Origin of the sequence: Brasilonema bromeliae SPC951, assembly GCF_012912135.1 — a bacterium.
Taxonomy (GTDB): Bacteria; Cyanobacteriota; Cyanobacteriia; order Cyanobacteriales; family Nostocaceae; genus Brasilonema; species Brasilonema bromeliae.
In genome coordinates this window covers 11,476-23,777 of record NZ_QMEB01000076.1, presented here as the reverse complement: position 1 = coordinate 23,777, position 12,302 = coordinate 11,476, and the positions used below count along the sequence as shown (strand labels likewise).

At 41.0% G+C, this 12,302-nt stretch carries 13 protein-coding genes and 3 pseudogenes; 5 read left to right on the top strand and 11 right to left on the bottom strand.

Annotation, left to right across the window (positions count from 1 at the left end):
• Positions 1–217: 217 nt before the first annotated feature.
• From DP116_RS11875 to DP116_RS28555, 4 genes and pseudogenes are all read right to left on the bottom strand, one after another.
• Positions 218–697, bottom strand: coding sequence for an IS630 family transposase (locus tag DP116_RS11875; protein WP_339381444.1), 480 nt, complete (start codon positions 695–697; stop codon positions 218–220).
• Positions 698–783: 86 nt separating this feature from the next.
• Positions 784–1,071: a winged helix-turn-helix domain-containing protein gene (locus tag DP116_RS11870; RefSeq protein ID WP_246275593.1), complete on the bottom strand. Its 288-nt coding sequence runs from the start codon at positions 1,069–1,071 to the stop codon at positions 784–786.
• A gap of 18 nt (positions 1,072–1,089) precedes the next feature.
• Positions 1,090–1,140: pseudogene (locus tag DP116_RS30270) on the bottom strand (hypothetical protein); the annotation flags it as partial.
• A 15-nt stretch (positions 1,141–1,155) separates the two neighbouring features.
• Positions 1,156–1,320: a hypothetical protein gene (locus tag DP116_RS28555; RefSeq protein WP_211173221.1), complete on the bottom strand. Its 165-nt coding sequence runs from the start codon at positions 1,318–1,320 to the stop codon at positions 1,156–1,158.
• 630 nt (positions 1,321–1,950) lie between these two features.
• Between DP116_RS28555 and DP116_RS11865 the strand changes: the two genes are divergently transcribed.
• Complete coding sequence (locus tag DP116_RS11865; RefSeq protein WP_169155379.1) at positions 1,951–2,250, top strand: ferredoxin; 300 nt, start codon at positions 1,951–1,953, stop codon at positions 2,248–2,250.
• A gap of 337 nt (positions 2,251–2,587) precedes the next feature.
• Here the strand turns inward: DP116_RS11865 and DP116_RS11860 are convergent, their stop codons facing one another.
• Positions 2,588–4,183 (bottom strand): SpoIID/LytB domain-containing protein, encoded by a 1,596-nt coding sequence (locus DP116_RS11860; protein ID WP_169155378.1) that lies wholly within the window; start codon positions 4,181–4,183, stop codon positions 2,588–2,590.
• Between the two features lie 336 nt (positions 4,184–4,519).
• Here DP116_RS11860 and DP116_RS11855 point away from each other — a divergent pair, with 336 nt between their 5' ends.
• From DP116_RS11855 to DP116_RS11845, 3 genes are all read left to right on the top strand, one after another.
• A complete protein-coding gene (locus tag DP116_RS11855) occupies positions 4,520–4,783 on the top strand; it encodes a ParB N-terminal domain-containing protein (RefSeq protein ID WP_169155384.1) in 264 nt (87 codons plus the stop codon).
• A gap of 110 nt (positions 4,784–4,893) precedes the next feature.
• Positions 4,894–5,568, top strand: coding sequence for a nucleotide exchange factor GrpE (gene grpE, locus DP116_RS11850; protein ID WP_169155377.1), 675 nt, complete (start codon positions 4,894–4,896; stop codon positions 5,566–5,568).
• A gap of 175 nt (positions 5,569–5,743) precedes the next feature.
• The gene (locus DP116_RS11845; RefSeq protein ID WP_169155383.1) at positions 5,744–6,079 is read left to right on the top strand and encodes an STAS domain-containing protein; all 336 of its coding nucleotides are present in this window, start codon (positions 5,744–5,746) and stop codon (positions 6,077–6,079) included.
• Here the strand turns inward: DP116_RS11845 and DP116_RS11840 are convergent.
• From DP116_RS11840 to DP116_RS11825, 5 genes and pseudogenes are all read right to left on the bottom strand, one after another.
• Positions 6,076–7,221 (bottom strand): SpoIIE family protein phosphatase, encoded by a 1,146-nt coding sequence (locus DP116_RS11840; protein WP_169155376.1) that lies wholly within the window; start codon positions 7,219–7,221, stop codon positions 6,076–6,078. The genes DP116_RS11845 and DP116_RS11840 overlap by 4 nt on opposite strands.
• A gap of 73 nt (positions 7,222–7,294) precedes the next feature.
• Positions 7,295–8,068, bottom strand: coding sequence for a DUF1350 family protein (locus tag DP116_RS11835; RefSeq protein WP_169155375.1), 774 nt, complete (start codon positions 8,066–8,068; stop codon positions 7,295–7,297).
• A 48-nt stretch (positions 8,069–8,116) separates the two neighbouring features.
• The gene (locus tag DP116_RS29960) at positions 8,117–8,242 is read right to left on the bottom strand and encodes a hypothetical protein (RefSeq protein WP_281357401.1); all 126 of its coding nucleotides are present in this window, start codon (positions 8,240–8,242) and stop codon (positions 8,117–8,119) included.
• Positions 8,243–8,587: 345 nt separating this feature from the next.
• Positions 8,588–9,376: an ABC-2 family transporter protein gene (locus DP116_RS11830; RefSeq protein WP_169155382.1), complete on the bottom strand. Its 789-nt coding sequence runs from the start codon at positions 9,374–9,376 to the stop codon at positions 8,588–8,590.
• 466 nt (positions 9,377–9,842) lie between these two features.
• Positions 9,843–10,189 (bottom strand): annotated as a pseudogene (locus DP116_RS11825) (MFS transporter); the annotation flags it as partial.
• A gap of 1,121 nt (positions 10,190–11,310) precedes the next feature.
• On the opposite strand from DP116_RS11825, the gene DP116_RS11820 reads away from it, so the two are divergent.
• Positions 11,311–11,742: a CAAD domain-containing protein gene (locus DP116_RS11820; RefSeq protein WP_169155374.1), complete on the top strand. Its 432-nt coding sequence runs from the start codon at positions 11,311–11,313 to the stop codon at positions 11,740–11,742.
• 343 nt (positions 11,743–12,085) lie between these two features.
• Here the strand turns inward: DP116_RS11820 and DP116_RS11815 are convergent.
• Positions 12,086–12,302: pseudogene (locus tag DP116_RS11815) on the bottom strand (hypothetical protein); the annotation flags it as partial.

Here is a 12,302-nt window from a genome sequence, read left to right as displayed (position 1 = left end):
CGCTCTATTTGTATCAGGCTTTTCGTGAAATGGTATCAGTGGTTTCCGCTTCTTCCTCCACGGGCACATCCACCAAGCACAAAAAGGTTTCAATGAATACGACGCTGAACGCGGACTTTACCGCATCTGTGCTGGAACCTTTGGTGCATCCATCAAAGAACTTGTGACTGCTACGCCTTGGCAATATCATCTGTTCCAATTTGAAGGTAATACCAATTCAAAAAATGTTTGCGACAGATAAGGCATTCAAAATGAAATCATAGCCAGTCAGAGAAGCAGCGACTTCAGAGGTAAGTTGAGCAAGAAGTTCAGCAACTTTAATGCGTAAATGTTCTAGATTATCGAATAACTCCCACTTCAAATTTCGTTTAAGATGTTCCCAAACTCGTTCTATAGGATTTAGTTCTGGGGAATGAGGTGGTTGAAACAATAAAATAATATTTTCTGGAATTTGCAATTTCTTGGCTTTGTGGAATAATCCATTGTCAACCTGAATGATGTTGAGGCTGTTAGGATTAGAGGCAGCAAATTTGTTTAAAAATTGTTGGTAACATTCAGTATCAACATGAGAGAATTGCCAAAAAAAACTTTCACCTGTTAGAGGCTCAACTGCCCCATAAAGCCAGAAGGCTTGAAATTGCCATTGCCAGTCGCCTGTTGGCTTAACGCCTTTAAGGGTAATTCTTCTTCCTTCAATTGTTTTGAGTCCAAACCGACTTTCATCCTGTACAAAATAACGGATATTTTTATAAGTTGGTAATACAATAGCCGCATATTGAGAAATTAGTTGTAAGTCGTCACCAAGGTTTTTTTAAAAGCTTCCTGTTTTTGTATATCTTGCTTGCAATTGCGCGGACGTGGGACTTTTAGTTTAGCTTTGAGCTGATAACGTACTAAATGATGTACCGTGGCATATTCGGCTTCTATTCCTAAAACAGTACCAAGCCAATGCTGAATTTGTTTATACCCAGCGAATCCAATTTCAGGCTCCTCTAGTTGTTTGTTGAGACTTTCAACCGCCCAATTCGGTATTACTCGTGTTCGACCTGGACTTACACCAAATTCAAGCATCGTCTCGATTCCAGTTTCACGATAATCTGCTAACCACCGTTGTACGGTGCTTCGATGCTTTCCGAGTATTTTAGCGATACGCCTTTAGGCGTCTGCGCTCCGCGCAATCGCACACACGGTGATACCTTGATTTTTTATCATGTAAAGCGCTTGTAACCGTTCTTTGAGTCGTGGATTATTCTGTTGACGTACCAACGCCTCCAGTTCTTCGACACTTTCTTGGATTTCGATATGTGTTACCCCTGCCATCACTCACCCTAAATGCTACCTCTATATATTTACCATCTGTCGCATTCTTTTTTCAAATTGGTATAACACACTCACCGTCCGCAGCCGCAAGCGACAATCTGAAAATGGTGCATGGGAAGCGGATAACTGCTGGCGACAAGGTAGGGGGAAACCATCATCGGATAAGTACGCGATCTGCTGAAAGCAGCAGCGCTTCGCTATCGCACTTCCTGAGTGATGTCAAATCCGTTAACCTCGGAATTTCAGATTCCGGACTTCGTAAGAGTTGTCGGGTATCTTGTTTTTTCAGGCGTTTGCGCCAGGTAAGGCTTCCTTTGGGAGCATCACCTTCATTCCTCCCAATAGTGCAGGCAAGTTCACAACTATCAAGACGCTTACAGGCATCTCACACCTGTAACTTTACTTAACAATCTAGGAAGTGGATACTGATTTTTATAAGATAAATTTATCATAATTAACTCGCATAATTTCATTACTAATCGAGTTCAATTTCTGGCTACATCGTTTTATTTTTCTCGTAGTATCAAAGGTGAAGCAAATTTTAATTGGCAGCTGTTCCGATAACAAAAGCCGTACTTTTTGCTTCAGGATAACTTATACAGTCTATTTGCACTCATAGAGAGTTACAAAATGGCAACTTACAAGGTAACACTGATCAACGAAGCTGAAGGGCTGAACCAAACAATTGACGTTGAGGACGATGAATATATTCTAGACGCCGCTGAAGAAGCTGGTCTTGACCTGCCCTACTCTTGCCGCGCTGGTGCTTGCTCTACCTGTGCTGGTAAGATCACAGAAGGTGAAGTAGATCAGTCTGACCAGTCATTCTTAGACGATGACCAGATTCAATCTGGATATGTGCTGACCTGTGTCGCCTATCCAAGGTCTAACTCCACAATCGAAACCCACCAGGAAGAGGAACTTTATTAAAAGTTAGGGTTCTCAAAAATTAACCTCTTGCAAGAGTCTTCGATGTCGTAGCTACACGAAAGAAGAAGAAGCAGAACTAACAACAGAAATCGTTCTGTGGTGTGTCTGCTCCAACGCCGAATTTGGCATTCAATCTAGATTCACGTTATGTAAGCAGGAGCACAGGGTGTCCCGTGTTCCTGCTTCATTAATTTAATTCTAGCAATCTGCTACTAACAAAGATAACAAACCTAACTTTGTTAATTAACCGTAAATTATTTGACTGTCTAGTTTACTCCAGAAAAAGCCCTCAGTCACCCTGCAAATGCGAAAGGGGATCTGGAGTATAACAAATCACTCAATTGGTTTCGGAAATCCCGTTACCGAGAATTTGAATTTTAGTTCCAGGATAGTAGAATTGGAGAATTTTCTGACTCTCCCAACCTAGTTGAGCGAGATTTTGAGCACCTACTTGACTTAAGCCAACTCCATGTCCTAAACCGCCACCAACAAAAGCGTATCCCCATAGTTCAGATTCACCTTTATTTAAGGGTTGTAAGTAAAACAGTGTGCTCACAGGGGCAGCAAAAGCGCTGCGAACCTCATCTTTATGTAAAGAAAAGGTGCCAATATCTGTTTTGACATCAAGTTTAAGAATGCGTCCGCTCTTGCTTCGTTCTACGACTTTCATATCTCTGATAGTTTGAAACTTTGCGTAGGGACTATTTTTCACTTTCAGAAATTTCTGTAAACCCTTGGTAATATCTTTCAAGCTAGATTCCTTACGCCAACGGAACAAGTCTTTCTGGCTTTCGTTAAATCCGATTTTGATACTGATAAACCGTTGAAATTGGTTTTCATCTGCTAAATTTTGCCCAGATAAATTCCATACCTTATCGCTGGGAGCGTCTACGATGGGTTGCAGATAAGGACGATCATCACCATTCCAGACATCGCTAAAAGAAGCAGTGACGCCGCCTGTTGTAGAAGAGTATAGGGCATCTACGAGCTCGTTTCTGTAGGTGAGAACCATACCGCGTGTTGTTGCGATCGCCCGATCTGTGTTTGGTGTCACTCCATTCAACCCATAATACACTTGGCAGTGAGTATCAGCACACAATTGATACCCATCTATCACAAACCTATGTAAATTTCGCAGAGCATAAGTCCGAGCAAGAACCGTTTGTGCTTCCATTGCTGCCGTAGGGGCTGAAGCACCAATTTCATACGGCACAACTCCACGCAAGTATGTTTCTAAAGCTACTTCGTTAACCAGAGTATAGCTACCGTAAGCATTTGGCTGCAATTTCATCCGTCCAGCGTAAAGACGTGCTTTTTCTGGTTTTTTACTTTCGTTAACGCGAATTAAATTTTTATCACTACTAATTTCCAAATTATCTATGGTGTAGCGTTTGCCATTCAATAGACTCGTGACTCGCGGTACATTTTGTAAAACTTGGCTATCTACAAAAGCAGTCTTTTGAGCAGCTGTTTCTACACTCGAAAGAAGTAAACGCCTGAGTAAGGGAGTGTTATACACTTCGCGCTTTGCCCAAACTTGCCAGCGTTCTGGTTGGGCTATTTCTACCTCTATTCCCTTATCACGCCAGTGTTTCGCGCTGTCCTCGGCTGTTTCGTAGGTGCGGTAGGTGCCCAGCACAACCCTTTCCTTGACCACTGCTGCTGGTAAAGCTTCCATCAAGACTTCCAGCTTGACAGGGTTGGTAGTCACTAGGGTTTGCTGACGATTACCATCTTGAAATTTTAGCCTCAGGCGATCGCCTTTGGTAGGCTCTAATTGTAGCTGTTCTGTGGAATTATCTCCAAATCGCTGCACTATGCCAATCTTAATTTCCACATCTTTTGTGTTGCTAGCAGGACCTGAGGCTCCTGTCAAACCTAATAAACAAAACGTGGTCAGTACGGTGTAAGAAATACGCCAGATAATTTTCATAAAACCTTTGTTCTTCCACTACAACTGTATTGGGGTGGATAAGCCGCAAAAACAGTATGAGGTCAGAAGGATCATGCTAGATTTATTTGGTTGTAAGCCCCCAAACCGGAATATCCTTGGAGAAAAAATAACAGTGGAGGATCCTAAAATGAAGACCCTTGTTTCTCCTTTGGGGTTCCTTGAAAAGTTGACTCCTATGTAGTTTAGTAGTTTTTGGCACAAGTTATTTGATCAAACTAATATTAGTTTTGGCAATTTAGTTTCTTGCAAATCATAGTCATAACGACTATGATATATCAAGAACCACAAGACACGATTTATCAACAAAACTTATTTATGATTAAAGTTCAAGAGATTCCTTTAAATCAGATACGGCGACCTTTGCCACGTACAAACGATCCCCACAAGGTAAAAGCTCTCATGGAATCGATTGCTGCCATTGGGCAACAAGAACCAATCGATGTATTAGAAGTCGATGGACAGTATTATGGATTTTCTGGATGCCATCGCTATGAAGCTTGCCAGCGTTTGGGTAAAGAAACTATCTTAGCCAAAGTTCGCAAAGCCCCCAAAAGCGTTTTGAAGATGCATTTGGCATGAAGTTGGTCAGTTGTTATTCCCTAATCCTTAATAACTCATCTGCTTGTCAAAAAGCACCACTAACCACTAAACTGTAGTTCTGAGGAACCAGCAGTTAGTCATTGCCAACGATGTCCCACATCGATTTCACTTCACAGTTGCATGACTTAATGCAACGTGTGGGTATTTCTAGTTTTAAAGCTCTGAGTCGCACTGCTGGCGTCTCAGAGCGTCAGCTTGTGCGGCTACGGCGGCTGGGAGTTGAGCAGATGCGGGTGGATGTCCTCCTCAAGTTAGCGCAAGCACTACAAATTACTTTTAATGAGCTAGTTACAATCTTCTCTCAACAAGAATTCGTAAAACGTGAAGATACATCAACTAACGAATCTCAACAATTGTTACAACAAATAGCAGAATTGAAAAAAGAATACGAGCGATCGCAACAGCAAATACAACAACAACGACAGGTATTGCTCCAAGAGTTCCAGCAGTCTAGTTTACAATTGCTGGAATCTTTGTTGGTGCAATTTCCCACTGCAGCACACAAAGCACGGGAAAATCCCCAATTAAGCGCGATCAACATCGTACCGTTAGTGCACAAACCCTTAGAGAGACTTTTGCAGCAGTGGGGAGTGGAAGCCATAGCACGTGTAGGAGCAGAACTACCTTATGATCCCCAACTACACCAACTTTTAGAAGGTACTGCACAAGTTGGTGAACTGGTTAAGGTACGTTACATTGGTTACCATCAAGGTGATAAACTGCTATATCGAGCCAAGGTGAGTCCCATTCCACCACAAGCATAAAGTCTTTCGCTGAGCACGGTATGAAAAAATCAAGAACTTGTCAATATCTTGATATGATGATTGACTTATTATTTTGAATTTATACATACTGATGTGGCAAGTGTTTTTGAAATGAATTAGTATGGGTATAGACTGAGTAATTTGTTATTAATTATACAAAAAGTGTTTCCTTATGATGGTAGAAGAAATCAAAGTTATTCAACCTAGTGGAATTTTAGATGCGGCTCAATCGCAAGAGTTGAGAAAAAAAATTGATGAAATTTTACAAAAAGAAAGTAGTACCAAAACAGTGTTACTTGATTTGAAAGAAGTCACTTTTATGGATAGTTCTGGCTTGGGTGCTTTGGTGTTAGCTTTTAAAGCTCTAAAATCTGTAGATAGAAATATGGTTATCTGCTCGATTAATGAGCAAGTTAGGATATTGTTTGAACTGACAGGTATGGATAAAATATTTAAAATATATTCCAATCGAGAAGAGTTCAATAAAACAGTTAGTTCTGGAATAAATTAATCAAATTTAACCTGGATCATAGATAAATCATCATCAAAAGCTTCTTTGGAGTTTAATGAGATGATACCATTCAAAATGTGATCCAGTTTACCCTCAGATTGAAGCTGTGAGGTGACTAGCATCTGAATAAAAGCGTCCAAAGTCCAAATAGTGCCATCTGATTGGGTAATTTCATAAGCACCATCACTGAAAATATAAAGAGAACTGGACTCTTCAATCTGACAAAAGTCATCTACATATTTTACCTCTGGAAACATGCCTACTGGCATACCAGGGGTTTTCAATCTTTGGACTTTCGGCTTAGTTGGAGATTTTCCAGATACTAAGACTGCTGGTGGATGACCTGCACTTGCGTAAATTAACTGTCGCTTAACTCGGTTATAAACTCCATACCAAATAGTAAAGTATTTATCGTTTCGATAATTCATTTGAAAAGTATTATTCAACGCTTGCAAAACATCACTGGGTTGATAATAATTCAGACCAGCAAGAGCATGCGATCGCAGTAAGTTCAGCACGGAAAGAGAGGGGAGAGTTGCTCTGAGTCCATGTCCAGCGGTATCTAACAGGTAAATTGCCAGATAATCAGAGTCAAGCCAGTAGTAATCAAAACAATCACCCCCCAGTTGACGCGAGGGAATGAATTGGAAATTAATCTGTATAGGATGCGTCATTGGGATAGGCAAAAGGGAACGCACATACTCTGCGGCTTCTGCCAATTCTGCTTCTAAAATTTCCTTTTGAGTTTGCAAATCTTTACTGAGTTGGTGTAGACGCAATCCTGCTCTTACCCTCGCTTGTAATTCATTTTGTTCAATAGGTTTAGTGATAAAATCATCAGCACCTGCATCTAGCCCTTTAACACGATCAGCTACCGAATCTAAAGATGTTAATAAAATAAAAAACGTGGTAGATAATTGAGGGTCTGTCTTGATTCGCTGGCAAACTTCTAATCCATTTAATCCAGGCATCATCCAGTCACAAATAATTAGCGCTGGAGAACAAGCCATTGCTTTTGTAATTCCATCCTTGCCGTTGCTGGCTACCAATACTTTATAACCCTGTCTTTCCAGCATCCTTAAAAGAAGTATCTGTACTGCTGGATCATCATCAATGACTAAAATTTGAAACGCACTATTCATTAATCAATAATCATTAATTAATAATAATTTAGAGTATAGACTGTTGTGAAAATCTGGCTTTTTGATGATATCCCTAGTTAATTATGGGATGGGCAAGAGGGTTTAGCCAAAAGAGGATGATGCTTTTAAGCTGATTAAGATCACGGTACACTTCTTGCTTAAACCACTGTCCAAAAGCGTCAAACGGCGTGAAAGATTCTCCCGTTTGCCATTTAATATCTTGCCCTAAGGGTGTGGTGTGAGTTCCGTTTAGCGTCTGTGCTATCACCATCTCTGGAAAGCGTTGTTTTAATAGTTCAGTTAAAGCTGTTGATTGGTCTAGGGTGTCGTTGCTAAATTTGATCAGTAGGTTACGGCGAACGTTATACCGATCTTGCACGAGTTTGTTAGTTTCTAAGGGTGAGGGGGTAAACTCGACGGCGGCTAAGTTGAACTGTTCGATTAAGGGAATAGCATCCCGTGCAGCATAGTTGTTGAAGGATATGAGGATATTGCCAGCGCGTTCTACACTGAAGAGGCTGCCGATCAGCAAGTGGAGTTTACAACCCATGCTGTGCCCGATTCCATAAATGGGAAGGTAACGCTTGCGTATTGCCGAACTATCCTGTAGGCGTTCTAGGGCGCGTTCAAAGTTTAACAGGACAGATTTTGCGATCGCACTATGATCCAAAGTGTTCACAAACGGTGTCGCGATCACAACATAACCTTTACTTGCCAGTTGTTCTAGCAACCAACGGTACGTCAGATGAGGTGCTGTAGCAACAAATGCTCCACCAAGAAAGTGAATCACACCAACAGGATTTCGCGGAACAAGTACCCAGTTTCCAGAAATTTCTTGCCAGTCCATGTAAACAAGGTAAAAAGTTAGAAAAAAAGTTTAAAAATTAATACTTCTTCATGGTAAACCTTGTTGACTGTTCTTGTGGGATGATCTCAAGCTTGCAGGTGGTGATAATCCCTTTGGGAGCGGCGTACCAGAGCGATCGCCAGTTAAGTCAGAAATAAACCTTTTATCCTTCATGATAAAGTCCAGATAAACACAAGTCAATTGCGCACCCCAGGTGACTGAGGCAGGACGTAGCCGCAAGCATTGCCCTTTGTACCTCTTGAGGGAGGGAGTGAGTGAGTGAGGGAGGTGTTTCTTTGATTCGTAACAGGTTGCAATAGCTACACGTGGGGAATTCCTAAAGGAAAAACTTACGAATTCCAAAGTAGTGTGCCCATAGGACATATTTTGAATTTTGAGATTGCTGAGTCCCAAGGGGACACGCTGCGCGTATGCCTGCTTTCGCCTTACGGCTAACGCCCAAGCCGCGTGCGCTTTGCGCTTACGCTTCACTCGCAACGCTACGCGATTTTGAATTGTCTATGCTCCCATCCCTGAGTATCGCTTTAATCCCCGTCGCCACAGTAAACGATTCAAACCCAAAAACACCAAAATCCAACCCACCATTGACAAAAATCCCCGTGCCAAATCCACGGGTAATCCAACCAAAATACTTGCAGGAAAATCAACCATATAAGGAAATGGTGTGCAAAGGACTATTGCGCGCACCGATTCAGGAAAAACCTCAATTGGTGCAATCATTCCAGACAAAAATAAATAAAACAAAAACCAAAAATTTTCTACAGCACTTGCTCGTTCCGTCCAAAAAGCAAGCATTGCAAATGAGTATTGCATGATAAAGCGTAAAACAAAAGCCAGTACACTCGCTAACAAAAATAGAAAAATCTTTGTGAAACTTGGCACCCAAAAAGCTTGCGGATAAAGGAGAAAAAAGACGACTAACAAGAACAATGTAAAAGGAAAACGAGCCGATCTCTCAGAAACATGAGCAGCAATATGATGCCACACGGGATCAATAGGTTGTAACAAGCGTGGTGAAAGTTTTCCTTCTACTATTTCCCTTTCAAACTCCCAAACGACCCAAACAACTGTGATTTGCCTAACAATGAAAACTGCAAGAAAGTAACGAGCAAAATCTACAGGTGACAGATTAAACCGTCCTCCTTGCGCCGCCTGTATCCACACTCCCATTAAAATAATTGGCAGAGAGTTTGACAGTACCCATAAAATGAGTTCCGCCCGATACTCAAGCATATAGGCGTAGTACACTGACAATAATGTCAGGGCTTTTCGGAAAAATCGCTTGATCATAAAGATTAGTGGCATTGCATAATTTTACGAACTCCGCAGTGAAATCAGGTGATATCGAATCCACTTTTTTAGCCCCCTTTTTATCCTGGCACAGGTGCGGCTATATGAGACTTGTCTTAGAGCAGTGCTTATTCTTATGATTAGACCACAAATCCTGGGCTGGGCACGACGGATACGCTAACGCCCTCGCTTGCGTGCGCCTGCGCTTACGCTGCGGACATTTTACGTTTGATTAGGTAGATCGCTACTTATAATTTTCAAAAACTCTGCATAAACCTACCCGGAAAACTCGACACCCCTACAGCAATCAGTTGAAGGGTAAGTAGAGTCAATGATGTTAACTCAAGAGTTAACGAAGGACGACGCATTTATCTACACAAAACGCGCTCATACTGCCCTGCAAGAAAGCCCCAAGCATTGCTGCTTGCTGCCTATTTGTATCAACCTTAAAGTGAAACGGTATTACTTGCTCTTCACTCAAATCTCCTCGTTGCGTCACGAGTTTGACTAAGGTTTCGCGATCAACTTGCCAGAGGCGATAGCTTCGCTGCAGCATAGCGGCAGATCGCGTAATGCATTCGCACCTTCTTTAGGATCGGCTAGTAATTTTTGCAAGTCTTGCTGAATTCCTTCAGGATTCAGTTCTTCCAGATTCGTATTGCGGAGATACTCAGCAATAGCGGTTGTAGTTTGCTCATACTGCTTTTTGGCTTTACCCGCTACTTTTTGAGGTGGTTGCAAAACATTGTCCCGAACAGCAAGTAAAGAGTCAATGTTTTGGTTTTCCTGTTCTTGGCTCAAATCTTGCCGCTACAACAGCAAGCATTAAAATTCACAAACATAAAAACTATCCATCGTCTGACTGTAATAACAATCGAATTATCTAATTATAGAAAGTGGCATTATTCGCTTTATCCTTCAAAATCTCTCCTATTTATTCGATTATGAATTTAGTTATTTTGAACCCTCTCCCGAGAGAATGATTTATTTTTTTAAGATTTTTTGTGACTCGCAATTAGAAAAATGTCGAAGTTGATAGATTGTAAGACTATATATGCATATAGTTTTGTAATCTACAGGAGTATTCCTTGACTATGTATTTTTCTGCGATTGGTAGATGTTGAGTTTGAAACTAGTTTATCAAGACTCTGATTACCTGTGAAAATTTGTGTGGTGAACTAGTAGTATTGTTGTGACTACTTTCTGGCAAAAATTGTAAAGCATTACAGTCACAAAAATAAATAAATGATCACCATTTGCAGGAAATGAGCTAAACCTTCAGATTGAATAGAGAAGAACACAGCCGTGAGTCGCGCTTGAGACAGCAATGTTGGACAGTGCGACGTCTGGATGAGTAATGGGTTAGTCTCCCCCACCAAAATCTTTGATGCATGTGGTCTACAATTTAGATAGCGCTCACCAATCCCTACCAGAAAGATTGCTAAATCAGGAATTCCAGTATAGTTGACTTTTTGTTAAAAACATTTGGTTGGACTTTATCTGAAAACGAATAATTTTTCAATTTGATAAAGAGAAAACTTATCCCAAAAGATGGGTGAAAATTTCGTTTAAAAATAGTATCAATATGGTTAACTGCATTTAGAAGATTCTTGTACAAATAATTTTCGCTTGTAGGAGGAAGTAAGGATGGTCTTAGGTTTGCATAGGTGTGCTGTAGGCGTATTTACTCATCATCCAGTGCCAAACCTGGGCTGCATGAATTGAGAGATTCTGGTTTCCCAATGGTATAGATTGTTTGTGGTTGTGCAGAATACAAGTCGCAATGATCAGATTGCTGGTGCTGAAATCACAGAACGTGTTGGCGATAAAGCTGACGAATATGGTGTAGTTGCGGCACTTTCTGACATGGTAGGCTAGTACCACAAATTTAAGTAGAAAAAATTGTTGTTATTTGAGAGTGAGGAAATACTATGGACAGCGAACTACAACAAGCTGAATACACTGATGCCAAGATAAAAGAAGGCATCAAAGAACTTGAAGGTTCAGAGCCAGGAAGTCTGGCAATGCTACCACCTGCGACTCAAACTGAAGAAGAAGCGCAGCAGTTTGGTAGACAAATTTCTACATATTTAGCAGAACTGCCTGAATATTTAGGTAGCTTTTTCAACGAATACAAGCTGCCAGTTATTAGCTTTGCTTTACTTGTGGTGACGGTTACTCTACTCAGACTAATGTTGGCGGTGCTAGATGCAGTCAATGATATTCCACTTCTAGGCCCGCTGCTGGAATTAACAGGGATTGGTTACACAATTTGGTTTACTTCCCGCTATTTACTCAAAGGTTCTACTCGGCAAGAATTAGGTGCACAACTGAACTCAATCAAAAAAGAAATTATCGGCTGAAATATCTCAAAACCTTTGAGCTAACTTCAGTATAGTTCTAACAAAAATATTGTTTGGATTATATCATTTACACCCGTTGTGGTCAAGTAGAAATTGCTTTTTCTGCTTGACCATTTTTTGAATCAATGGTTATTTGCTTGTCATTGCTTCACGTGAAGCGAGGTGAATTGTCGAAGTTCGCTCTAACTTCGGGCTGGATCGTCGTAAATGGCGATCGCACCTTTATATCGTGTCCGGTTAAAGACTTATCATTAAGGCTCTTGGGGGGCAGGGCGCTTTCTTAACATAACTTTTAAAGTATCGTAAATTAAACGGTTTAAGATCTCTACGTCTACACGTCGTCTCAGTTTCTGTTGCGGTTTAAATCCTCAAGTGAAACTGTCTTTACAGCAATTTTCAGGTAAATAGACCACAATGATTGAACCTTCTCGTAGGCATCATCTTCGGTAATATAATTTACGGCATCAGTCATTGCTTGATCGAGTAATTCCAGTGTGCGTGCTTCACGAGAACGGAGAAATTGCTTCAATTTCGACCAACAAAGTTCTATGGGGGATAAA